This is a genomic window from Sorangium sp. So ce296 (assembly GCF_051529605.1).
GTDB lineage: Bacteria > Myxococcota_A > Polyangia > Polyangiales > Polyangiaceae > Sorangium > Sorangium cellulosum_D.
The window spans coordinates 12564190-12587185 of record NZ_CP150325.1 but is presented as its reverse complement, the minus strand read 5'-3'; the positions used below and the strand labels follow the sequence as shown (position 1 = coordinate 12587185).

Below are 22996 nucleotides of genomic sequence, written 5' to 3'. Positions count from 1 at the left end.
AGCAGGCGGAAATGCCACGTCACAGCGTCGAAGCGATGGTCGCGGCGCCAAGCGCGCTGCCGAGGGTTACGACACAGGAAGTGAGGGGCCACGGCGAGCCCTCCGCGATGGTTGTTGAAAGACACGATCGAGAGTGCTGCGCCCGTTGGAACTATGCCCGTTGCGACCCGCGTGGCGCCGGGCGGCGGTTATCACAAAACGCACGCGTTCGCAGAAGAGGCCGTGCAATCGTCGTTGCTCTCGCATGCGCATGCGCCTTCGACGCACTTGCCCGAGCCGCCACATTCTTCGGTGCTGGTGCACACGAACGGCTCGGATTCAATCCTGCAGAACGTGTTACCGACATCGTCGACCCCGACGCACTTGGCTCTCCCCGAGCAATCCGTGTCGACGGAGCAGGGGGTGACGCACTGCCTCACGCCGCCTGATGCCGCGCACCGCTTGTTCGGATTGGCGCCGCCGTTCGTGCAGTCGTCGTGGCTCACGCACTGAGGCGCGCCGCAGATGCCCTTCTCGTCACAGGTATAGTTCGTGGGATAGCTGTCGCTCGGGCAGTTGCCCTGACCTGGCGGGCAGCAATCTGCGGGCATCGTGCAGCCCTTGGCGCAGTAGCCATACGTCGTCGCCCCGCCGGTGCCTCCTGCGCCACCCGTGCCCGCGCCGCCCATGCCCCCCGCGCCGCCCGTGCCCGCGCCGCCCGTGCCCCCGCCGCCCGTGGCTCCCCCGCCGCCCGTGCCCGTTCCGCCCCCCTGGCCTCCCTCGCCGCCGCCGGTGCTGCCCCCGCCGCTCGTGGTTGTGGTGGTGGCGTCCGCCGCCCCCGCGCCGCCGGTCGTCGCGTCGCCGGGCGCGGCATCCTCGCCGCACGCAGCCCCCTGGAGGAGCGCCGTCACGGCGAGTGAAAGATAGGTCAATCGTCGCATGAATTCCCCTCTCGGTTCGGCCGAGATCTCCATTTACACCCCGGCTCTCGCGCGCAGCAAGCGCGTCCGGCGACAGGATCGCGCCCGTGTGGTCCCGTGTGGGGCCCGGCGCGATCCGCGCTGCCGCGCTCCCCCGCATCCGCGCGCGTCGCTCTCCGGCTCCCGGTCCCGGGTCCCTCGTCCCTGGTTCTGATTCCGCGGCGCGGCGCTCTCCGGTTCTGATATCGTGCGGCCCCCTCGTCCGGCAGCGCCATGCGCCGGCCACCGCTGCGCCGGCCGGACGGACTCCCGAGGAAGGAACACGACTCCGTGCTCAAGCCCAAGCGCGATCGCGCCGCGCCGCTCCCGCGACCTGCCAGGATCCTCGCCGGCGCGGGCGCCGTCCTGCTGCTTTCGGTCTGCTCCGAGCGCCCCCGCGCGCCGGAGGACCCGCCGGCAGCTCCGCCCGCGCCGTTCGGCGCGGCGGACAGCCGCGCCCGGCTCGCGGCGATCCGCGCGCGCCTGCCGGGCGCCGGCGCCGCGCTCGCGCTGCGCCCCGGGCCGGCGAGCGTCGCCGTCTCCCCGGGCGCCGTCCGGCCGCACGTCCCGCGCGCGCTCGCGGCCGTGGAGCTCTCGCCCCGCGCCTCCGGGCCGGTCCGTCTCAGCGACATGACCTCGGGCCTCGGCGTGGCGTTCTCGCTGGACGGCGCCGCGGACGCGCCGCTCGCCGAGGCGGACGGGTTCGCGATCTACGCGGGGGCCGGGCCCGACGGCGCGGATCTGCTCCACCGGGTCGACCGCGTGGGCACCGAGGACTTCGCGTTCTTCGAGCGCGCGCCCGCGCGCGAGGAGCTCCGATACCGCGTCGACGTCGGCGGCGCCGCCGGCCTGCGCCTCGTCGCGAACACGCTGGAGTTCCTCGACGCGGGCGGCGCCCCGCGGCTGCGCATCGCGCCGCCGTACGTGCTCGACGCGGACGGCGAGCGGCGGCCCGCCCGGCTCGCGGTGGAGGGCTGCGCGGTCGACACGAGCCCGCGCCCGCCGTGGGGTCGGCCCGTCACCGCGCCGGGCGCGGCGGCGTGCGCGGTGACGGTCGCCTGGGCGGGCGCGGGCGTGCGTTACCCGGCGCTCGTCGACCCGTACTGGCAGGTCACCTCCGAGGCCATGGCGGAGGCGCGCACGCGCCACACCGCGACGCGGCTGGACGACGACGATCCGCGGAGCCGGGTGCTCATCGCCGGCGGCTTCGGCGCCTCGGGCGCGGCGCTCGCCTCGGCCGAGCTCTACGATCAGCAGAGCCGCTCGTTCGGCACGATCGCCCCGATGCCTCAGGCGCGCGGCGGCCACACCGCGACGCGGCTCGACACGGGCGCGGTCTTCCTGGCCGGCGGCAGCGGGTCGGCCACCGGGACGGCCGTCACTACCACGCTCGTCTACGCCGACGGCCTGTTCTCACCGGGCCCGTCGATGCGCTCTGCGCGCATCGCCCACACCGCGACGCGGCTCGCGGACGGCCGCGTGCTCATCGCCGGCGGCGCGACCTCCTCCGCGAACGTGTTCCCGCTCGGGACCTTCGACGTCTACGACCCGGAGAGCGGCGCGTTCGTCTCCGGTGACGGCGCGATGCAGGCGTCGCGCAAGGCGCACGCGGCCGTCCTGCTGAACGACGGCCGCGTGCTCGTCGCCGGCGGCTTCGTGGACGCCGTCGTCGCCGGGCAGACGCTCGAGATCTACGACCCGGCGGGGGGCCCGCGGGGCACGTTCGCCTTGCTCTCCCAGCGGCTGATCGGCAGCCGGGCCCGGCACACGGCCACGCTCCTCGACCCCGGTCCCGAGGAGGGCTCGTCCAGCGTCCTGTTCACGGGCGGCGTGACCGCGGCGAGCGGCAATTTCACCTACCTGAGCAGCGCCGAGCGCATCACGATCGCGGGGGACGCCGTCGCCGTCAGCGCGGCGCCCGCGATGGGCGTGCGGCGCGCCGCGCACACCGCGACGCGGCTCTCGAGCGGGGACGTCGTCATCGCCGGCGGGACCGACGGCAGACCGCTCGCCAGCGCGGAGATCTACTCGGCGCTCTCGGGCAGGTTCGGCGCGCTCATCCCGGGCGCGAGGGACCAGCACCATCAGGACCATGCGGCCGTGCTGGTCAGCGGCGGCGACTCCATCGCGTCCGGCGTCGGCGTGCTCGTGACGGGCGGCGTCGGCCTCGCCCTCGCGACGGACGATGTCGTGGTGCAATCCAGCGCGGAGGTGCTGGTCAGGGCGCTCGGGGATGCCTGCCGGGAGGACAGCGACTGTCTATCCGGGTACTGCACCGAGAACGTGTGTTGCAACGAGCGCTGCGCCGGCCAGTGCATCTCGTGCCTGGCGGCGCGCAAGCAGAGCGGCGACGACAACGGGATCTGCGGGCCTGTCGAGGCCGAAGCGAAGCTCCCGGTGGAGTGCGTCGGCGGCATCGAGGTGCACAAGAAGTGCGACGGCGCAGGCGAGGTCGTGGCGAGCGACCTGACGCGCAGCTGCGCCCCCGGCGTGTGCGGACCTGACGGCCTGTGCGTCAGCCGGTGCGCGGCGAGCGCCGACTGCGCGGCCGACGCCTGGTGCGATCTCTCTGCGGGCGCAGAGGGCGAGGGCGGCGCTGGGGGTGCCGGCGGCGCGGCGGGTGCTGGGGGTGCCGGCGGCGCGGGCGCCGCCGGTGGCTCGGGCGGCGGGGCGGGCGCCGCGGGTACCGGCGGCGCGGGGGCCGCTGGCGGTTCGGGCGGCGCGGCGGGCGCTGGCGGCGCCGGGAGCGCGGCGGGTGTCGGGGGGGGCGACGGCGCGGGCGCCGCGGGTGGCTCGGGCGGCGCGACGGGCGCCGCGGGTACCGGCGGCGCGGGGGCCGCTGGCGGCGCCGGGAGCGCGGCGGGCGCAGGCGGCGCGGGGGCCGGCGGCGGCTCTCCGGCGAACGTCGGCCTGTGCAGGCGCAAGCTGCCTGTCAGCACGAGCTGCACGGACGACGAGCAGTGCGCATCCGCGCACTGCGTCGATGGAGTCTGCTGCGATAGCGCGTGCGGCGCCCCCTGTCAGGCCTGCGACATCGCGAGCTCGCTGGGCAGATGCACGGCGGTCGGAACGGACGAGCGGCGGGAGGACCCGCACCCCAATGCCGGCGCTGACGGCGCCCCGCGGCGCGAGGGCTGCGGCGGCGAGGAGAGCTGTCGCGGCTACTGCGGCGGGAACGCAGACGGATCGTGCAAGTTCCCCCAGAGCGATGAGGTCCTGAGGGAGGGCGAGTGCACGTGTGCCGGCGGCGACTGCGCCATCGCCGCTGGCACGCAGCTGCGCTTCTCCTGCGACGGCAGAGGCAGCTACACGACCGAGCGCTCGTCGTGCCGCGGATTCCGCTGCGCCGAGGACGGCACGGCGTGCAGGACGACCTGCGCGTCGGACGCCGACTGCACCCTCGACTTCATCTGCCAGGACGGCGCCTGCGCCGATCTGCGCGAGATCGGCCCGAGCTGCGACGGCGAGCACACGCGCCGCATGGCGGCCGCCGCGGATCAGGACTGCTCTCCCTACCGCTGCCCGTCCGGCGCCGGCGATTGCCTGAAGCAGTGCCGGTCGACGGCCGACTGCGTCTCCCCGTCGGTGTGCAACCTGGCCGGCGCCTGCGTCGCCTCGCCGTCGCCCCCCGGCGTCCCGTCCTGCTCCTGCCGCGTCCCGGGCGCGCCGGACATGGGCGAGCGAGGCGCGGGCGCCCCGCTGCTGGCCGCGCTCGCCGGGCTCGGCGTCGCTGCGGCTGCGCGCCGGCGTCGCCGCTGAGCCCCGGCGAGGCGGAGGATCCCGGCGAGCACGGGAGGCCTCCGGGCCCGGCGGCGCCCCGCCCTGCGGCTCGCCCGGGTCGGGCGGCGCGCCCTCGCACCGCGGGGGGCGCCGCCGCGCGCCGCAGGGCGCGCGCGCTCACGGTGACCCGATGTCCTTGCAGCAGCGGAATCCCAGGTGGTAGTTCGCGTGGCTGCCCTTGCTCATGATCCGCGTTCCATGCCAGGCGGGCGCGCGCCATCGGCAGTCGTCGGCGTGGACCTCCATCGACGAGAACGCGAACCAGCTGCCCTTCATCTCGGTGAAGCCCCGATCGCCGCGCCGCGCGAGCTCGTCGGGCAGGATGGGCAGGCTCATGTGCTCGGCCACGTTGCCGTGCAGATCGAAGACCCCGAGGCGGCTCCGGCACGCGGGGAAGGCGCCGGCCGGATACGTGTTGGAGCCGCAGCGGTCCCACCCGCCGCCCGGGCAGCCCGGCGTGCGGGCGCTCCCCGTCCCGCAGAGCGCGTGGTTCTTCTCGGGACCGTAGCTCCACACCTTCTCGCGAAGGAGGTTGTGGTGCCAGCTCGCCTCGTCCCGGGGCCGCTCCCACTCGTACTCGACGTCGGGCTCCCTCAGGGCGCCGGCGCACGCCCCTTCCCACTCGTGCGCATCGCAGATCCGCTTCCCGATCGCCCTGCAGAGGAGCGCCGCTTCGCGCGCCCGGACGTGCACGACCGGATACTCGCAGGGGATGTTCGGGAACTCGAGCTGATCGATGCAGACCGGCGCGCTCTCCGCGGTCTGCCCGCGCGTGGGATCGAAGAGCGGCACCATCCCCGGCGCGCCGCAGGCCGGCTCGCGCGCCGGCGCGACGCCCGCGAGCTCCCGGGCGCGGCGGCACTCGGAGCGCGACATCGGGTGACGCGAGAGCGCGGGGTTGCCCTGCCCGAGCACCGGCGACGCCGCGAAGATCGCCTCGACCTCCCGCATCGCCTCGTCGGAGAGCGCGAGCTCGCGCCGCATCCGCGCGAAGAGCCGGAGGCGCTGCTCCTCCAGCGTGTCCGGCGCGACGTCCTCGCCGTCCCCCGCGGGCGCCGCGCGCTCCGGCGGCGCGGCCGACGCGGCGAGCGCGCGTTCCTGCAGCGCGCCTGCGATGAGCGGCGCCGCGGCCCGCGCCGCCGGCGCGTTCGCGTGCGCCGCGGTCTCCACGGCGGCGGCCGCGCCGAGCGCGCCTGCGCCGAGCGCGCCCGCGGCGGCGAGCGCCGCGATCGATCCGCGGCCGCGCGCGGTGGCGCTCTTCGCGTTCGCGGCGCGCGGCCCTGTCGAGAGCGCCGGCGGCGGATCGCTCGGCGCGGGCGGTCGCGGCGCGGAGGCCGGGTCGTGCGGCGTCTCGGGGCAGGACATCGGTGGGACGGCTCGCGCTTACTGCTACGGACATCCATCGATTTCGGCAACTTTCAGGGCGCGCGCGGCCGCCTGCCTACCCGAGCGGCTGCTTGACGGTCCTGCCCGGGGCACGTCAAATGAAGCATCGTGCGAAGGGCGGCCCTGCGAATTCTCTACCTGGCGCTCCTGCCGGTGCTCGTCCTGTCCGCCCTGATCGTCGCCCCCGCCGTGGTCGTCTCGCGCATCGCGAGCCGCGGCCGCGTGTGGCGGCCGGAGACGTGGAAGAAGATCTCCTACGGGAGCCGCTATTTCCGGTCGTCGTTCCGGGGGCGGCTCGGCGAGGTCGTCGACGTCATCGACGTCGTCCGCGATCGCCTGATCCTGCTGTTCCTCGTCCTCGCCGCGGTCTGCCTCGCCGGCGGGTTCATCGCGCATCTCCTCGAGATCGGGGTCCCGAGCTGGCTGACCGCGTGGCTGGACGGCTCGATCCTCTCGTCCTTCGGGGCCGATCTCGCGTGGTTCCCTGCGGGCGGCAGCGTCTCGTTCGGGGGCGGCGCGGCGTTCGTCCTCGCCGGCTGCATCGCGCTCGCGCTGCTCGCGCTCGGGCTCTCGCTGTATGCCTGGCTCGCGTTCGCCCTGGGCGAGGCGACCCGGGTGATCCTGCGGTATGGCGGCGCGGCGACGCTGTTCCCCGACCCTGGGGACGCGATCCCCGGCGGGCGGCTCGTGCTCTGCCAGCTCTCCGATCTGCACATCACGGCGGGCGGCCGCGAGCCGTACGAGATCGAGGAGGGCTCGGCCGCCTGGCCCGAGGGGGTCGCTCGCCCCGACACCGCCGAGCTGACCGGCCGTCTCCGGCGGCTCGTCGCGGAGATCGCGGCCATGAAGCCGCCGCTCGTCGCGCTGACGGGCGACATGACCGATCTCGGGGAAGAGGCGCAGTGGGCCGAGCTCGAGGCGGCGCTCTCCGGCATCCCGGCGTCGTCGCAGGTGCTCATGGTGCCTGGCAACCACGATATCGCCATCAACGTCGGCACGTCGCCCGACCCGTACCTCAAGAAGCGGGCCGAGCGCGAGCAGCGCTTCATCGAGGTGCTCACCCGGGTGGAGCGCGGCCCCTTCCAGCCCCGCTTGCACATCCCCGCCCGCAAGCGCGCGCGGCGCCGGCTGCGCGCCATCGCCGGCCTGTACCCGCGGCGGCTCGATCTGGAGGGGGGAATCCGGATCTTCGGGCTCAACTCGAACCGTTACCGCTCGCGGTTCGTGGGGTCGAACGCGATCGGGCAGATCGGCGGCGGTCAGCTCCGGCGCCTGGCCCGCGCGCTCCGGCGGGGCTCCGGCCCGGTCATCGTGCTCCTGCACCACCACGTGGCGCGCCTCGCGGGGCCGATCTCGCTCAACGACACGTTCATGATCGCGATGGATGGCCCGCGCCTGCTCGAGATGCTCGCGGCGTACCAGCAGAAGAACCCGAAGAAGAACAGCGCGCTCGTGCTGCACGGGCACAAGCACCTCGCGTTCTTCGGCCACTACCGCTCGAAGAGCGGCGGTCGCGTCAGCGTCTACGCGCACCCCTCGTCGACGCTGGGCCACGAGACGGACGGCCACCTCGACGGCGTCGCCCGGTTCGCGGCGATCCGGCTGACCGACGAGGGCATCTGGCGCGTCGAGACGCACCCGCTCCGCCCCGCGCGCGCCGCCGTCGAGGCGCCCCCGGCCGCCGCCGAGGCTGCGGTGTCCTGAGGTGAGCGGCGACGGGTCAACGCGGCCGCTGCCAGGGCGTTCCCGGAACGTCGATGGTATAACCACGCATGGCGGCGTCCGCGGTCGCCAGCACGAGATCGTGGCGTATCGCCTGACAGATCAGCATCCGATCGAAGGGATCACGGTGCAGCGGGGGTAGCCTGGCGAGGCAGGCCACGCTCGCTTCATCGACCGCGAGGCTCTCGATGCGGTGCCGCTCGCGCTGTGCTGGGATGTAGCTCTCCGGTGGCGCCGGCAGCGGCAGCTTGCCGAGCTGATGTTTCACCATCGTCTCCCAGACGGATACGACGCTGAGGTACGCCTCGTTCTCTGGTTCACGGATGCCGTGACGCATTGCCTCGGACAGGCGAGCATCGCCGGTGATGAACCAGAGAAATACGTGAGTATCCAGGAGGATCTTCATCTTCCCTCGAACGAATCGAGCAGATCCTCGGGCAGCGGAGCATCGAAGTCGTCGGGAACGGCGAACTCGCCAGCGCAAAGGCCGAAGGGGCGAGAACCGCGCGCCGGTGTGGCGACCGGCCTGATCTCGGCCACCGGCTGGTTCGACTCGATGACAACCAGGGTCTCTCCCGCGGCGACGCGGCGCAGGTACCCGCGCAAATCTTGTTGGATCTCCTCGATGCTGATCGTCGTCATCGCGATCTCATCCTGGGCAGGCGCGCGTCCTCGGCTGGTGGGCAACGGCTCGCCAAGTGTACCACATCCACGCAACAGAACGACCTCCGGCCGGGCGCGACGCGCTCGCGACGCGCCCACGCCCGCAGTAAGGTTCCTGCCTCATGCGCGCCGTCGAGGATGTTCTGGTCGCAAGGCCACGCCTGCCCGCCGAGGTCGCCTCGCCGGCCGTCGGCCGGCGTGATCGCCACATCGCCCGACGGCCCGCCGCTCACCTTCCAGGAGGTCACCCATGGAACAGTCGACACCCAGCACGATGCGGGCAATCGCGATCGACCGGTTCGGCGGTCCCGAGACGCTCGCCCTTCGAACGGTCCCCGTCCCTACCCTCGGCCCGGACGAGGTCCTCATTCGCGTCGAGGTCGCGGGCGTCGGCGAATGGGACCCTTTCGAGCGCGAAGGCGGCTACGCCGAGATGCTCGGGCAGCCGCCCCGGTTCCCGTACGTGCTCGGCTCCGAGGGCGCGGGCACCATCGTCGCGGTGGGCGAGCACGTCCGCCGCCTCCGCGCGGGCGACCGGGTCTACGCGCTCGGCTTCCTTAACCCCAAGGGCGGCTTCTATGCAGAGTACGCCGCCGTGCGCGCCGATCTCGTCTCCGCGATCCCCGGCGCGCTCACGCTCGAGCAAGCGGCCGTGATGGGCGGCGTCGCCACCACCGCGTTGCGCGGGCTGGACGACACGCTTCATCTCAAGCAGGGCGAATCGGTGGTGATCCTCGGCGCCAGCGGCGGCGTCGGGCACACGGCCGTCCAGCTCGCCAAGCGCCTGGGCGCCCGGGTGCTCGCGGCGGCCTCGGGCGACGACGGCGTGGCGCTGGTCGAGCGGCTGGGCGCCGACGCCGCCGTCGACGGGCGCAAGGGCGATGTGCTGGCCGCCGCCCGCGCGTTCGCGCCCGACGGGCTCGATGCCGCCCTGCTCGCCGCCGGCGGCGACGCCGCTCAGCGAGCGCTGCTCGCAGTGCGCGACGGCGGGCGCGCCGCCTACCCGAACGGCGTCCAGCCCGCGCCGGAGGCCCGCCCGGCCGTCCAGCTTGCCAGCTACAACGGCGAGCCCGACGCCGACATCATCGAACGGCTGAACCGCCTTGTCGCGTCCGGCCCCTTCCACATCGAGATCGCGGGCCGATTCCCCCTGGCCCAGGCCGCCGAAGCCCACCTCGCCCTCGGCCGTCACCACCTCGGCAAGCTCGCCCTCCAGGTGCATTGAGCCGGCAGCGCCGCGCGAACGCGGCGCTCCGGGCCCTCACCTCCGCACCCCGGCGCCGCGCGACGGCCGGCGTGAGACACGCGACCACAATCCAAGGAATGCGGTGCCGCGGTGGTCCCATTGCCGCGCCGCAATGCCGTGAAGCATCATTTCGCGGTCGGACGCCGGCCGGCAGGTAGCTCCGTCAGCTATGCTGTATGGACCGCGGGATCTCGAAGCGAGCTTCGCGGCCGCGTTTGCCTTGAATGTGTCACGCACCATCGACGGCTCCGCGCATCAACCTGCGCCCGGACCGCGCTCATGGAGGATCCAGCTCATGAAATTGCCCACGAAGACCATTGTGTTGCTGACAGTGGGTGCGATCGGTGTCGCATGTGGGAGCAATGGCGCCGGGGACAGCGGCGGGAGCTCGCAGTCCGGCCCCGGGACTGGCAGCGCGACGACGAGCGGCGGCCGGGGCGAAGGGGGCGCGGGCGACGGGGGCGCGGGCGAAGGAGGCTTGCCGGGGTTCGGCGGCGATCTCGGGCCGGGCGGCCCGGGCAGCGGCGGCTCCTCGGGCGAGGGCGGAGCGTGCGCCACCCAGACCGCCGAGGCCGATCTCGAGCCCGTCTACCTGGCCTTCGCGTTCGACGTGTCCGGCAGCATGGGCATGGGCGACGACCCCTGGCACGACAAGTCGCTCAAATGGGATCCCGTCGTCGCGGCGACGAAGCAGTTCTTCTCCGACCCCCTGTCCGAGGGGCTCAACGCCTCGCTCCGGTTCTTCCCGAGCGAGGGCGACACCGACACGAAGTGCGACGCGGACACCTACACGACGCCGGAGGTGCCGATGACGCCGCTGCCCTCGCCCGCCTTCGCCGCGGCGATCGACGCCGTCACACCCGCGACCGCCAACGACTGGCGCGGCGGCACGCCCACGCTGTTCGTGATGCAAGGGACGATCTCGTACGTCGAGGCGCAGCGGGAGGCCACGCCCGGGAAATACGCGATCGTCCTCGTCACGGACGGGTATCCGCAAGGTTGCGGTTCGCGGTACAACAAGATCTCGCTCGTGGCGGACGAGGCCTCGAGCGCGCTCTCGAACGGCATCTCCACGTACGTCATCGGGGTCGAAAACCCGCCCATCGAGGGCGCGCCGAAGACCGTCGCGGACATGGACGAGGTCGCCGTCGCGGGCGGCACCGAGCACGCCTACATCATCGACACCGGCAACCCCGCGGCGACCTCGGCCGCCTTCAAGGCCGCCATCGACGCGATCCGCGGCGCGGCGGTCTCCTGCACGGTCGACATCCCGCCCGCGCCCGACGGGAGGACCTTCGACGCGCAGAAGGTCCGCGTGACGTACACGAGCGGCGACGGCGCCCCGACCGCGCTCGCGTACGACCAGGAGTGCGCGGCCGCGAACGCGTGGCGCTACGACAGCCCCGAGAACCCGTCGCAGATCGTGCTCTGCGACAGCACGTGCGCCACGATCCAGGCGGACCCGCGCGCGGCCCTCGGGGTCGACTTCACCTGCGAGGACGTGATCACGATCCCCCGGTGATCCGCCGCCAGCGACGGCCCCTCCGCCCCGCGCGCCGCGCCCCGGCGGCGCGGCCCGCCGACACCGCCGCAGGTCCTTGACACCCTGCGGCAATCCCGCCCACGATGGATCGGGTGATCCCCCGCACGCCGAAGTCGCCCGCGGCATTCGCGGCTCCCCGCGCCTCCGCCTGCTCCGCCCTCGCCGTCGCGCTGTCGCTGCTCGCCGGCGCGTGCAAGAGCTCGTCGACGAGCACGAGCCCGCCCGCGGAGAAGACCGCCGCGCCGACCGCGGCCGAGGCGAGCGCGTCGGCCGCCGCGCCGACCGCCCAATACAAGGTGGGCATGATCCTGGTCGGCCCTTACAACGACAAGGGGTGGAACCAGGCCCATTACGACGGCCTCCGGTCGGTCCTCGGCAAGATGCCGGATGTCAGCTTCGAGTACGTCGACAAGGTGAACCCGGCCGATCGCCCCAACGTGAAGGGCTCCCAGGTCGCGGACGACCTCATCTCCCGCGGCGCCAAGCTCGTCGTCTACAACTCCGACGATTACAAGGACGACGCCCTCGAGACCGCGCGCAAGCACCCGCAGGTCACCGTCCTCCACGTCTCCGGCGATTACGCCTGGAAGGACGGCAAGAACTACAAGCCCCAGCCCAACCTGGGCAACATCATGGGCCGCATCGAGACCGCCAAGCACATCTCCGGGTGCGCCGCCGCGCTCGGCACCGAGACCGGCAAGATCGGGTATCTCGGCCCGCTCGTGAACGACGAGACCCGCCGGCTCGTCACGGCGGCGTACCTCGGCGCGCGCTACTGCTGGGAGAAGTACCAGAAGAAGAAGCCGGAGGAGCTCACCTTCAAGGTCACGTGGATCGGCTTCTGGTTCAACATCCCGGGCGTCACCCTCGACCCCACCAAGGTGGCCGACGACTTCTACAGCAGCGGCTTCGACGTGCTCCTCACCGGGCTCGACACGCCCGAGGCCGCGCTGCAGGCCAAGAAGGCGAGCGGCGCGGGCAAGAAGGTCAAGTACGTCCATTACGACCACAAGGCCGGCTGCGACCTGGCGCCGGACATCTGCCTCGGCGTCGCCTACTACAACTGGGCGCCGCTCTACCGCGACGCCATCGAGAAGGCGCGCGCGGGCAAGTACACGAGCGAGTTCGTCTGGGAAGGGCCGGACTTCCGCGACCTCAACGGCGACGCCTCGGTCGTCGGCTTCCTGCCGGGCGACGCGCTGGGCGAGCGCAAGGCGCAGCTCGGCGCGTTCGTCCTGACGCTCGCCAACGGGCTCGACCTCTGGAAGGGGCCGCTCAAGTTCCAGGACGGCACCGACTTCCTGAAGGACGGCGAGGCCGCGACGCCCCAGCAGATCTGGTATCTGCCGCAGCTGGTCCAGGGGATCACCGGGCCGAGCAAGTAGCCGCCGCGGGGCGGTGCTCCATGCGGATCGAGATCGAGCGCGTCGCCAAGCGGTTCGGCCCGGTCAGGGCCAACGACGACGTGTCGCTGACGATCCATGCGGGCGCCGTCCACGGCCTGCTCGGCGAGAACGGCGCCGGCAAGAGCACGCTGCTCCGCATCCTCGGCGGGCTCCTCCGCCCGGACGCCGGCCGCCTCCTCTTCGACGGCCGTCCGGTGGCGCTCGCCAGCCCGGCCGACGCCCTCGCCGCCGGCGTCGGCGTGCTCCACCAGGAGCCGCTCGACTTCCCTCCCCTCACCGTCCTGGAGAGCTTCCTCGTCGCCCGCCCCGCTGCCGCGGCGCGGCACGAGAGCGGCGCGCCCTCCCCCGCGCCGCCCTCGCGCCGCGCCGCGGGCGTCTTCCTCCCCCGCCGCGCGGCGCGCGAGGAGCTGCTCGCGCTCGCGGCGCGGTTCGGCTTCTCCGTCGATCCGGACGAGCAGGTCGGGCGGCTCACCCTCGGGGAGCGCCAGCAGCTCGAGCTCCTGCGGCTCCTCTCGCTGGGCGTCCGCGCGCTCCTCCTGGACGAGCCGACGACGGGGATCTCCGGCGCGCAGCAGGACGCCCTCTTCTCGGCGCTGCGGCGGCTCAAGCAGGACGGCAAGGCGATCGTGCTCGTCTCGCACAAGCTCTCCGACGTCGAGGCGCTCTGCGACCGCGTGACCGTGCTGCGGCAGGGCAAGGTGGCCGGCGAGGCGGAGATGCCGGCCGGCGCCGAGCGCCTCGTCGCGCTGATGTTCGGCGAGGCGCTCGCGCCCCCGGAGCGGCTCCCGACGGCCGGCGACGGGGTCGCGCTCGCCCTCGACGGCGTCGGCGTCGGCGATCACCGCCTCGACCTGCGCTTCCCCCGCATCGCCGTGCGCCGCGGCGAGGTGCTCGGGCTCGCGGGCCTCGAGGGGAGCGGCCAGCGCCTCCTGCTGCGCGCCTGCGCCGGGCTGCTCCGGGTGCGGCAGGGCCGCGTCGCGATCGGCGGGGCCGACCTGACCGGCCGCCCCTACCCGGCCTTCCTGCGCGCCGGCGTGGGCTACCTGCCCGCGGATCGCCGGCGGGAGGGCCTCATCGCGGGCCTCTCCCTCGAGGAGCACGTCGCGCTGCGCGCGCCCCGGCCGGGGGTGTTCCTCCGCCCGCGGGACATCCGCCGCGCCGCCGAGCGGCTCATCGAGGCGTTCCGGATCCGCGGTCGGCCCGAGACCCGCGTCGAGGCGCTCTCCGGCGGCAACCAGCAGCGCACCCAGCTCGCGCTGCTCCCCGAGGGCCTCGCGCTGCTGCTCCTGGAGCAGCCGACCCGCGGGCTCGACCTCGCGTCGGCGCGGTGGGTCTGGGAGCAGCTCCTCGCGCGGTGCCGGGCCGGGACGGCGCTCGTGTTCGCGTCGTCCGAGCTCGACGAGCTCATGCGCTACAGCGACCGGATCCTCGTGTTCAGCGGCGGGCGCGTCTCGCGGCCCGTCGACGCGGCCGACCTCACCCTGGACCGGCTCGGCCGGATGATCGGCGGCGAGCTCGACGAGCCCGCGCCGGCCGCGCCCGCGGGGGTTGGGCCATGAGCCCCGGGCCGCCCGCCATCGGCCCCGAGCCGCCCGCCATGAGCCCCGGGCCGCCCGGCGGATCCCGCACCGGCGCGCGGCCGGCGTGGCCGCGCGAGGTCGCCGCCCGCCTTTCGCCGCTCGCGCCGCTCGCCCTCTCGCTCGCGCTCGTCGCGGGGCTTTGCGCGCTCCTGGGCGCCTCGCCGGCGGCGGTGGCCGCGGGCCTGTGGGACGGCGCGTTCGGCACGGCGGATCAGGCCGCGCGGGTGTTCGTCACGCTGGTGCCGCTGCTCCTCTGCGGCAGCGGCCTCCTGTTCACGTTCCGCGCCGGCCTGTACCACCTCGGGGTCGAGGGGCAGCTCGTCATCGGCGCCGTCTGCGCCACCGGCGCCGCGCGCGCGCTCTGGCCGGGCCTCCCCGCCGGGCTCGTCGTCGCGCTCGCGATCGCCGCCGGGGCGCTCGGCGGGGTCCTCTGGGGCGCGCTCACGGGCGCGCTGCACACGCGCGCCCGGGTGAGCGAGATCTTCGCCGGCCTCGGCATGAACTTCGTCGCCCAGGGGGCGGTCCTCTACCTCGTCTTCGGGCCGTGGAAGCGGCCTGGCGTCGCGTCGATGGCCGGCACCGAGCCGCTCGACGGCGCGCTCTGGCTATCCACGCTGGGCGGCACCGACCTGAGCCCGACCGCGCTCCTGCTCGCGGCGCTCGCGCTCGTCGGCGCGGCGGTGGTGCTCGGGCGGACCCACTTCGGGCTCCGGCTGCGCGCGGTGGGGCTGAGCCCCGAGGCCGCGGCGGTGCTCGGCGTCCCGGCGGCGCGGGAGATGCTCGCCGCGTTCGCGATCTCGGGCGCGCTCGCCGGCGTCGCCGGCGCGCTGCAGGTGCTCGGCACGTTCCACCGGCTCCTCCCGAACGTCTCGAGCAACCTCGGCTTCCTCGCGCTGCTCGTGGTGCTGCTCGCGGGCCGGCGCGCGGCGCTCGTCGCGCCGATCGCCCTGTTCTTCAGCGCGCTCAACGTCGGCAGCCTCAAGCTCCCGATGACGCTCGGCCTGGAGTCCTCGCTCGCGGGCGTGCTCCAGGGCGCGCTCGTCCTCTTCGCGCTGCTGTCGCCCTGGAGCGCGCGCGGGGCGCGCGGCGGCGGCCGGCCGGAGGGGGCCTGATGGACGACGGCGGCGAGCTCCTCTCGCTCCTCGCGACCGCGCTCGCGGCCTCGACGCCGCTCGTGTACGCGGCGGTCGGCGAGACGATCGCCGAGCGGGCCGGGGTCATCAACCTCTCGGCGGAGGGCTCGATGATGCTCTCGGCGATGGTGGGCTTCGCGGCCGCGCTGTCGACCGGGAGCGTCCTCGCCGGCTTCGCCGCCGCGGCCGCGACCGGCGCGCTCGTCGCGCTCGTCGTCGCGATCGGCGGGATCTTCCTGCGCCGCTCGCAGATCGCGATCGGCTTCGTGCTGGCGATGCTCTGCGCGGATCTCTCGTCGGTGCTCGGCGGCCCGTTCGTGCGGGTGCCAGGGCCGACGGTCCCGGCGCTCTCGATCCCGGTGCTCGGGGACGTGCCGATCCTCGGCCCGCTGTTCTTCCGGAGCGATCCGGTGGTGTACGCGAGCTACCTGCTCGTCGCGTGCGCCTGGGTGTTCCTGTACCGCACGCGCGCGGGGCTCTTGGTCCGGGCCGTGGGCGAGCAGCCCGCGGCGGCGCACGCCCGCGGTGCGCGCGTGGCCTGGGTGCGCGCCCTGGCGACGCTCGTCGGCGGGGCGCTCGTGGGGATCGGCGGCGCGGCGTACTCGCTCGACTTCAAGGCGGGCTGGAGCCACCGCCACACGGCCGGCTACGGCTGGATCGCGCTGGCGATCGTCATCTTCGGCGGCTTTCATCCGGTGCGGGCGGCGCTCGGCGCGTGCCTGTTCGGCGTGCTCTCGTCGATGGCGAGCCTCGGCCAGAGCGCGCTGCCTTCGGTGCCGACGCAGGTCTTCAGCGTGGCGCCGTTCGCGCTGATGATCGTGGTCCTGGGGCTCACCTCGAGCGGGCTCCTCTCGCGCCTCGGCGCGCTCTTGCCCGACGCGGCGCGCCGCCCGCTCCTGCGCGCGTTCGACGCGACGCCCCCCGCCGCGCTCGGCAGGCCCTACCCCGCGGAGGACGGCGCGGAGGAGAGGCCGCGCGGCGCGGATCAGGGCGCGGAATAGCAGATCTCGAGCCAGGGGCGGTCCTCCTGGAGGGGGTGGTCGCTCGAGCGGTACGACGTGCGCCCGGTCGGATCCTCCTCGACGAGGAAGCCGTGGTTCGGCGCCGTGCCGTCGACCCACGCCTGGACGAGGCCGGTCAGGTCGGCGCTCATATCGTAGGGTCCGATCCAGGTGAGCTCGGCCTCGACGTCCGCGTCGTAGCTCGCGGCGAAGTTGTTCCAGGTGACGGCGTCCTCGCGCCAGGGCGCGGTGATGCGGTGGATGCGGACGGTCTCGTCGCCTGAGCCGTAGGCGGCCACGCCGAAGTCGGCCGACGTGACGGTGGCGCCGGCGGGGATGCTGTCGAGCCCGAACCGGTAGAGCGCTTGCTTGCGGAAGCCGTGGGCGTTGCCCGAGGCGTTGTAGGGGACGCGGCCGTCGCTGTAGTTGGGGAACGCTTCCCAGATATCGGCGTCCGCGACCTCGCCGAAGGTGCCTCGCTGGAGGGTGACGCAGGCGTGTGCGCACGCGTCCCCGTGTCCGTCGCCGTCGCTGTCGGCCTGGTCTGGATTGGCGGCGGAGGGACAGTTGTCGCAGGCGTCGCCGATCCCGTCGGCGTCGCTGTCGGTCTGGCTCGGGTTGGCGGCGGAGGCGCAGTTGTCGGCCGCGTCGCAGACGGCGTCGCGGTCGCCGTCGCCGCGCGGACAGGGGTCGCAGGCGTCGCCGATCCCGTCGGCGTCCTCGTCGGCCTGATCAGGGTTGTGCGTGACGGGGCAGTTGTCGCAGCCCCTGCCCAGGCCTGGCGCGATACCGTCCCCGTCCTGGCTCCCGAGCGACGTCAGCCCGACGCCGTAGCCGTCGCAGACGTCGCGATCTGCGCACGGGTTCGGGCCGCGCTCCGCGTCGTACAGGCATATGTGCGACGTGCCTTCGGTGGAATCGACGTGAATGCGCGCGAAGCCGAGGAGCAGGCCCTGGCCTTTGTCGATATCGACCCGGACATCGTTACAGGTGTTCGGGTCGTAGAGGGCCAGCACCTCGGGTTCGGTGAACGCCCTCTGGAGCGTCTCCGTGCGGCATTCGCACCCGTTCTCGCTCGGGACCGTGTCGAGGAGGACCCCGTTCAGGTACAGCGAGAACTCGGCGTTGCCGCAATCGGCGTGGTTGATGACGAACGTGATCGCGGTCGTCGCCCCGAACGCCGTCCCGGGGAGCGCAGCGAGCACGAGGAGGGAGAGGCAAGCGCGCGCGGCGCTTGTACGGATGTATCGCATGATCCACCTTATATTCCTCCTTTGCACGCTATACAACGCTCATTGCTGACTTTTTGGTCGAGCGTGTTCACGCGTCGGGCGCGGGGGGCGCGAACGGGTCTGGCGGTGCCGGGGTGGTGCCGGGTCGGTTGTGGCGGCTACGTCGGTCGTGGCGGCTACGGCGGCCACGGCGGTTGCGGCGGCTACGTCGGCTGCGTCGCGGATTGGCGGTGATATCGCGATCCGCTGAACGTGGTGTGAACGCGGCGCGGGCGTGGCGCGCGTTCAGGGCTCCGGGGGCATTGACGGTTTCTTGCGGAGCATGGCTCCGACGGGTGGGCTCGCTGGCGAGGGGTAGGTGGTCGGGATATACGGTGACGAACGGGGGAGCGCTTACGTTCGCCCACAGATGGTCAGGAGATAGCCAGAAGATGACCAGGAGAAGAGGCAGGCATGAGGCGAACGTTCACCGCCGTTGATCTGGTCCAGCTGCCGAAGCTGGACGCGCCGTCCGCCCAGGCGCTGGGCACCGAGGTGTTGACCGCCGCGAAGGCTGTGCTGGGCGACAGGGGTGCGGCCCGGAAGGTCCCTGAGGGGGTGGTGGAGGCGCACGAGGACCTGACGTCGGCGCTCGCGACCTTGAACCAGGCGGTCGCGACGCGCCTACCTTCCCAGCCGACCGAGGACACGGCGCGCGCGAAGGCGGCCGATATCACGGTGGACGCCATCTGGAGCGGTCTCTACGACGTGTTGGGCGGCTGGTCGAAGATCCCCGGGCTGCCGGAGGCCGAGTCGGCGTCGTCGCTGCGCGCCGCGTTGTTTCCGAGAGGGCTCAAGTTCACGCAGATCGCGTACAGGCTCGAGTGGGCCGAGAGCAATACGCGCATCCTGATGATCAAGGACAACGAGCTCGAGGGGCAGCTGAAGCGGCTCGGCGCGGGGAAGATCCTCGAGCGGCTCTACGAGGCGCACGAGGCGTACGGCGCGGCGCTGGGGATCACGTCGCCCGCGGAGGGCCCCGAGGTCGAGGTGACGAACGTGCGCGCGGCCCTGGACGAGCTCGTGGACGCGCTGCGGACGTACGTGGTCCGCGTGTCCGGGATGGTCAGCAAGCGGGATCCGAGGAAGACGGAGATCGCGCAGCAGCTGCTCGCGCCGATCGAGAACTGGCGCCCTGCGGCGGCGCGGGGGAAGGCGGCGGAGACGCCGGCCGAGGCGCCGGGGGCGGAGCCGAGCGGGGAGCCGGGGGCGGCGCAGCCGGGGCTGGCGGAGGCGAGCCCGGCGGATGCCGGCGGGGAGGCCGGGGGGCTTTAGGGTCAAGGCGGGGCGGGCGCGACCTGCGGGTCGGCTGCGGGTGGTTCGGAGCGGGCGGACGCGACCTGTGGGTCGGCTGCGGGGGCGTCTGGACCGGGTGGGCGCGACCTGCGGGTCGGCTGCGCGGTGGTCCGGACCGGGCGAGCGCGACCTGTGAGTCGGCTGCGGGGTGGTACGGACCAAGGGGGGCGCGACCTGCGGGTCGGCTGCAGGGGGTCCGGACCGGGCGGGCGGGACCTGCGGGTCGGGTCTGGCGTGATCCGGACCGGGCGACCGATGGGCGCGCGCTACCGCCCGACGCGCGCGCGGATGGCGGCCCTCGTTTCCGCCGAGAGCGTGTCCAGGTAGGAATCGGAGAGCGCTCGGAGCACGTCGTCGGGCAATGCAAGGAGCACCTGCTCGGGCGGCAGCCCGGCCACCCGCTGCTCGGGCGGCAGGCCCGCCACCCGTTGCTCGGGGGGGAACGCCGAGAGCACCTGCTCGGGCGGCAGGCCCGCCACCCGTTGCTCGGGGGGGAACGCCGAGAGCACCTGCTCGGGCGGGAGGGTCGAAAGCAGCTTCCGGACGACCTCGTCGAAGCCCTCCAAGTCGTGCATGGCCATCGCGATCTCCTCGGCTCCAACCTGCTGCGCCAGCCACCGGCGGGCCGCGAGCGTCGGGGCCTCGTCGTGACCGAACAATCGTAGCAGATCGTCGTTCTCCGCCGCCGCCACCGCCTCGATCTCCACGACCACCAGCGCGAAGGCTCCGCCCCGGAGCCGCCAGTAGCCGTCGCCGAGATCGTCCCACCCCAGACCCAGGTCCGCCACATCCGTATCGAGCGACCTCGTGCGCGTCGGGACGAGCAGTACCCCACACAGATCGCTCCGCTGCTCGATCCGTTCCAGATTATCGGCGCAGTACAGGTGCAGGTAGCTGAACAGCCGATCGAGGTTACGGCGGCGATACGGCCGGCCGATGCTCTTGAACTCGACGATCGCGTCCTTGGACAGGAGAGCCCAGAGCTTCCTCAACGTGCCGGCCGGCTCGCTCGAGTCGGGCGCCGCGTTCTTCCGGAGCAGCAGGTAGTCCGCCCGGAGCGGCTCGGTCGAGAGCGGCACCTCGACGCGTACCTCGAAGCTGCGCGACCCGCGCTGGCTGAGGAGCGCAGCGAGCAACACGTGCCAGGCCGTCCGAGTCGTGCCCATGCGGGCCCCGTACAAGCTCGTTCGGCGGCGGGCCAACAATCCGCTCCGCTGGCGGATTGCCGACATCTTCCCAAGCGAGGAGTCGGCGGCGCGCGCCCTAGACCGGACGGGGTGGTGTCACGCGGGTCAGGCGCCGAAGTCCTGGTCCAGGCGGGCGATCAGGTCCATCCGATCGATGCTGCGCCAAGCGGCGCGCGCGGCCTCGACGTGCCGGCGCTGGGTCGTGAAATCGGGCGCGATGGCGGCGAGATAGTAATGGGTATGGCCGATCGAGTCAGGCTCCGGGATGCGCTGGTACAGCGCGAGGGCTTCCTGGTAGAGAGCACCGGCAGCGCCGGCATCGCCGTGGGCTCGCGCGATGTCCCCGAGGCTCTTGATGCTGTTGGCCTCGCCGAGCACATCCCCGACCTTCTGGTAGAGCGGCAACGCTTGCTCGTAGCGCGCTGTGGCCTCGGCGTGCTGCGAACGTTCCAGCGCGATGTCTCCGAGGCGTCGGATGCAGCTGGCCTCGCCACGCACAGACCCTACCTTCTGGTAGAGCGGCAGCGCCTGCTCGTAGCGCGCTGTGGCCTCGGCGTGCTGCGAACGCTCCAGCGCGATGTCTCCGAGGCGCCGGATGCAGTTGGCCTCACCGAGCACAGCCCCCACCTTCTGGTAGAGCAGCAGCGCTTGCTCGTAGCGCGCTGTGGCCTCGGCGTGCTGCGAACATCTCAGCGCGATGTCTCCGAGGCTCTGGATGCAGTTGGCCTCGCCGAGCACATCCCCGACCTTCTGGTAGAGCGGCAGCGCTTGCTCGTAGCGCGCTGTGGCCTCGGCGTGCTGCGAACATTTCAGCGCGATGTCTCCGAGGCTCTTGATGCAGTTGGCCTCACCGAGCACATCCCCGACCTTCTGGTAGAGCAGCAGCGCTTGCTCGTAGCGCGCTGTGGCCTCGGCGTGCTGCGAACGCTCCAGCGCGATGTCTCCGAGGCGCCGGATGCAGTTGGTCTCGCCGAGCACATCCCCGACCTTCTGGTAGAGCGGCAGCGCTTGCTCGTAGCGCGCTGTGGCCTCGGCATGCTGCGAACGCACCAGCGCGATGTCTCCAAGGCTCTCGGCACACAGCGCCTCTCGCCGCGTGTCCCCGGCGCGCCGCGCCACTTCCAGCGCCCGACCGAGAGGGAACGGCGCTGCATGACCCGAGAACCGCGCGAAACGGGTCAACGCCGCCGCGGCGTCGATCCATCGCGCCGCGCCGGCCTCCGCGAGCCCCCGCCGGATCATCGCATCCAGGTTAGCCGTCTCCGGCGCGAGCCGCGCGGCCGCCTCGGTGCCGCCAGGCCTCCCCGGCAGCGGCCCGAGCGTCCGCGCGAGCTCACCGTAGTGCTCCATCACCCGCCCGAGATCCTCGGCAGCCGGCGGATACGCTGCGCTCACGTACTCGCGCACGGGCGAGAGCATCTTCAGCCGCCCGCCCTCGAAGTACGCCAGCCGGAGCTGCGCCAGCGCGCGCGCCGCTGCAGGCCCTGCATCCGGTAGAATCGCGGCGAGATCCCGCTGCGCGATCCCGTCCGGCAGCACCGCCAGCACCGCGAGCAGTCGATGCGCTTCCGCGGTCATCCGCCGCGAGCCGATCGACAGCTCCAGCGAGGCCTTCCAGCTCCGGAGCCGATCGCGCGCCCCGCCCCCACGCTCCAGCACCGCCGCCCGGCTGAGCTCCCACTCCGCCCTCAGGTTGGCGAGATCGTTGCCCTGCGCCGCGCTCGCGAGCAGCTCGATCGCCAGCGGGACGCCCTCCTGCAGCGACAGGAGCTCGGCGAGCGCCGGCTCGCCCCGGTGCTCCTCGCCCGCGATCGCGCAGAACATCTCCTCCGCGTCGGCCGGTCCGAGCGGCCGGAGCTCGACCGGCGCGCTCCAGGCCACGCGCCCCGGCCGGCCCGCGCCCCGCACCGACGCCACGAGGCCGAGCTGCGGCATCGCCGCGAGCTCCGCGAGGAGCGCCTCGGTCCCGGCCTGGTCGCCGCCATCCCAGGGCGTCTCCAGGTTGTCCAGCGCGAGCACCGCCGGCCCCGCGGCGAGGAACGACAGCGCCCGCTGCCGCAGATCCGGTCCGGGCGGGACGCGCAGCGCGTCGGCCAGCGCAACGGCCGCGGATGCCGCGTCCGGCGCGGCGTCGAGCGCCACGAAGAAGCGCCGCTCCCCGAAGCGGGCCACGATCTCGGGCCGGTGCAGGACCGCCCGGCTGACGGTGCTCTTGCCGATCCCCGCCGCGCCGAGGAGGAGCACGCGCCCCGGAGGATCGCGCGATACCGCCGCGGCGAGCGCCTCCACCTCCGCGTCCCGGCCGATGCACCGCCCCAATTCGGGCAGCCCCGCCGCCCGCGGGCTCGGGCCCCCGCCGGCCGCCCGACGCCGCGCCACCTGATCGGCGACCTCCAGCAGGCCGCGCGTCACCTCATTCCAGGGCTCGTCCCGATCCGGCCAGGCGTTGACGGGCCGCCCACCCGCCGGCAGCGGTTTGAGCCGGCCGAACCCCGTCCAGCTCCAGTCGCAGTGCCGGACAGGCACCGGCACGACCACCACCTCGCCCGCGGCGCTCCGGGCGAGCGCGCGCGCTGCCTCCTCGTGATGATGGCGATCCGAGGCGAGGAAATCAGGGCTCACCAGCAGCACCACGATGTCCGCCGCCTCGAGCCTCGCCCGCGCCTCCGCCGCGGACGCGTCACCGGCGCCGACACGCCCCTCGTGCCAGACGTCAATCCGCCCGCCGCGCTCGTGGGGCTTCAGGCAGACGTCGAGCTCGTCACGTAACGCGACGTCCTTCGGGACAGCGGAGATGAAGAGACGGACCGGATCCGACATGCGCGCGCAGGGCTGCAGTCTGCT

General features: G+C 73.5%; 16 protein-coding genes and 1 pseudogene. 10 read left to right on the top strand and 7 right to left on the bottom strand.

The genetic code is table 11. From position 1 onward, the window contains the following. Positions 1 to 191: 191 nt before the first annotated feature. Positions 192 to 920: a hypothetical protein gene (locus WME98_RS46380; RefSeq protein WP_437948026.1), complete on the bottom strand. Its 729-nt coding sequence runs from the start codon at positions 918 to 920 to the stop codon at positions 192 to 194. 309 nt (positions 921 to 1229) lie between these two features. Between WME98_RS46380 and WME98_RS46375 the strand changes: the two genes are divergently transcribed. Beyond that, on the top strand, positions 1230 to 4697 hold the full coding sequence (locus WME98_RS46375; protein WP_437948025.1) for a Kelch repeat-containing protein: 3468 nt from the start codon (positions 1230 to 1232) through the stop codon (positions 4695 to 4697). Between the two features lie 138 nt (positions 4698 to 4835). Here the strand turns inward: WME98_RS46375 and WME98_RS46370 are convergent, their stop codons facing one another. Next, positions 4836 to 6083, bottom strand: coding sequence for an SUMF1/EgtB/PvdO family nonheme iron enzyme (locus WME98_RS46370; protein WP_437948024.1), 1248 nt, complete (start codon positions 6081 to 6083; stop codon positions 4836 to 4838). Between the two features lie 129 nt (positions 6084 to 6212). Here WME98_RS46370 and WME98_RS46365 point away from each other — a divergent pair, with 129 nt between their 5' ends. Then, on the top strand, positions 6213 to 7808 hold the full coding sequence (locus WME98_RS46365) for a metallophosphoesterase family protein (protein WP_437948023.1): 1596 nt from the start codon (positions 6213 to 6215) through the stop codon (positions 7806 to 7808). 16 nt (positions 7809 to 7824) lie between these two features. Here the strand turns inward: WME98_RS46365 and WME98_RS46360 are convergent, their stop codons facing one another. Together WME98_RS46360 and WME98_RS46355 are read right to left on the bottom strand one after the other, a co-directional pair. Then, positions 7825 to 8232 carry a type II toxin-antitoxin system VapC family toxin gene (locus tag WME98_RS46360; RefSeq protein ID WP_020736246.1) on the bottom strand — a complete coding sequence of 136 codons (408 nt, stop codon included), beginning with the start codon at positions 8230 to 8232 and terminating at the stop codon, positions 7825 to 7827. After that, positions 8229 to 8468, bottom strand: a complete 240-nt coding sequence (locus WME98_RS46355; protein ID WP_437948022.1) for a type II toxin-antitoxin system Phd/YefM family antitoxin — start codon at positions 8466 to 8468, stop codon at positions 8229 to 8231. The genes WME98_RS46360 and WME98_RS46355 overlap by 4 nt, the downstream gene beginning before the upstream one ends. A gap of 271 nt (positions 8469 to 8739) precedes the next feature. On the opposite strand from WME98_RS46355, the gene WME98_RS46350 reads away from it, so the two are divergent. From WME98_RS46350 to WME98_RS46320, 7 genes and pseudogenes are all read left to right on the top strand, one after another. Next, positions 8740 to 9714, top strand: coding sequence for a quinone oxidoreductase family protein (locus tag WME98_RS46350; RefSeq protein WP_437948021.1), 975 nt, complete (start codon positions 8740 to 8742; stop codon positions 9712 to 9714). A 316-nt stretch (positions 9715 to 10030) separates the two neighbouring features. Next, positions 10031 to 11257 (top strand): vWA domain-containing protein, encoded by a 1227-nt coding sequence (locus WME98_RS46345; protein WP_437948020.1) that lies wholly within the window; start codon positions 10031 to 10033, stop codon positions 11255 to 11257. Positions 11258 to 11370: 113 nt separating this feature from the next. Continuing rightward, a complete protein-coding gene (locus WME98_RS46340; protein ID WP_437948019.1) occupies positions 11371 to 12663 on the top strand; it encodes a BMP family lipoprotein in 1293 nt (430 codons plus the stop codon). Between the two features lie 83 nt (positions 12664 to 12746). Then, positions 12747 to 13178, top strand: a pseudogene (locus WME98_RS46335) (ATP-binding cassette domain-containing protein); the annotation flags it as partial. Positions 13179 to 13400: 222 nt separating this feature from the next. Beyond that, the gene (locus WME98_RS46330; protein ID WP_437954110.1) at positions 13401 to 14243 is read left to right on the top strand and encodes an ATP-binding cassette domain-containing protein; all 843 of its coding nucleotides are present in this window, start codon (positions 13401 to 13403) and stop codon (positions 14241 to 14243) included. Further along, positions 14240 to 15376: an ABC transporter permease gene (locus WME98_RS46325; protein WP_437948018.1), complete on the top strand. Its 1137-nt coding sequence runs from the start codon at positions 14240 to 14242 to the stop codon at positions 15374 to 15376. The genes WME98_RS46330 and WME98_RS46325 overlap by 4 nt, the downstream gene beginning before the upstream one ends. Continuing rightward, positions 15376 to 16398, top strand: a complete 1023-nt coding sequence (locus WME98_RS46320; protein ID WP_437948017.1) for an ABC transporter permease — start codon at positions 15376 to 15378, stop codon at positions 16396 to 16398. The genes WME98_RS46325 and WME98_RS46320 overlap by 1 nt, the downstream gene beginning before the upstream one ends. Here WME98_RS46320 and WME98_RS46315 read toward each other — a convergent pair. Then, on the bottom strand, positions 16383 to 17651 hold the full coding sequence (locus tag WME98_RS46315) for a DNRLRE domain-containing protein (RefSeq protein ID WP_437948016.1): 1269 nt from the start codon (positions 17649 to 17651) through the stop codon (positions 16383 to 16385). The genes WME98_RS46320 and WME98_RS46315 overlap by 16 nt on opposite strands. Positions 17652 to 18083: 432 nt before the next feature. On the opposite strand from WME98_RS46315, the gene WME98_RS46310 reads away from it, so the two are divergent. Then, positions 18084 to 18944 (top strand): hypothetical protein, encoded by an 861-nt coding sequence (locus WME98_RS46310; RefSeq protein WP_437948015.1) that lies wholly within the window; start codon positions 18084 to 18086, stop codon positions 18942 to 18944. 287 nt (positions 18945 to 19231) lie between these two features. On the opposite strand, the gene WME98_RS46305 is transcribed toward WME98_RS46310, so the two are convergent. Both WME98_RS46305 and WME98_RS46300 read right to left on the bottom strand, forming a co-directional pair. Next, a complete protein-coding gene (locus WME98_RS46305) occupies positions 19232 to 20131 on the bottom strand; it encodes a hypothetical protein (protein WP_437948014.1) in 900 nt (299 codons plus the stop codon). A 126-nt stretch (positions 20132 to 20257) separates the two neighbouring features. Next, positions 20258 to 22972, bottom strand: coding sequence for a tetratricopeptide repeat protein (locus WME98_RS46300; protein WP_437948013.1), 2715 nt, complete (start codon positions 22970 to 22972; stop codon positions 20258 to 20260). Positions 22973 to 22996 lie beyond the last annotated feature (24 nt).

Coding starts and splice junctions, on each gene's coding strand:
- WME98_RS46380 (WP_437948026.1), bottom strand. CDS start 920: ATGCGACGATTGACCTATCTTTCACTCGCCGTGACGGCGCTCCTCCAG.
- WME98_RS46370 (WP_437948024.1), bottom strand. CDS start 6,083: ATGTCCTGCCCCGAGACGCCGCACGACCCGGCCTCCGCGCCGCGACCG.
- WME98_RS46360 (WP_020736246.1), bottom strand. CDS start 8,232: ATGAAGATCCTCCTGGATACTCACGTATTTCTCTGGTTCATCACCGGC.
- WME98_RS46355 (WP_437948022.1), bottom strand. CDS start 8,468: ATGACGACGATCAGCATCGAGGAGATCCAACAAGATTTGCGCGGGTAC.
- WME98_RS46350 (WP_437948021.1), top strand. CDS start 8,740: ATGGAACAGTCGACACCCAGCACGATGCGGGCAATCGCGATCGACCGG.
- WME98_RS46345 (WP_437948020.1), top strand. CDS start 10,031: ATGAAATTGCCCACGAAGACCATTGTGTTGCTGACAGTGGGTGCGATC.
- WME98_RS46330 (WP_437954110.1), top strand. CDS start 13,401: ATGCCGGCCGGCGCCGAGCGCCTCGTCGCGCTGATGTTCGGCGAGGCG.
- WME98_RS46325 (WP_437948018.1), top strand. CDS start 14,240: ATGAGCCCCGGGCCGCCCGCCATCGGCCCCGAGCCGCCCGCCATGAGC.
- WME98_RS46320 (WP_437948017.1), top strand. CDS start 15,376: ATGGACGACGGCGGCGAGCTCCTCTCGCTCCTCGCGACCGCGCTCGCG.
- WME98_RS46315 (WP_437948016.1), bottom strand. CDS start 17,651: ATGCGATACATCCGTACAAGCGCCGCGCGCGCTTGCCTCTCCCTCCTC.
- WME98_RS46310 (WP_437948015.1), top strand. CDS start 18,084: ATGAGGCGAACGTTCACCGCCGTTGATCTGGTCCAGCTGCCGAAGCTG.
- WME98_RS46305 (WP_437948014.1), bottom strand. CDS start 20,131: ATGGGCACGACTCGGACGGCCTGGCACGTGTTGCTCGCTGCGCTCCTC.
- WME98_RS46300 (WP_437948013.1), bottom strand. CDS start 22,972: ATGTCGGATCCGGTCCGTCTCTTCATCTCCGCTGTCCCGAAGGACGTC.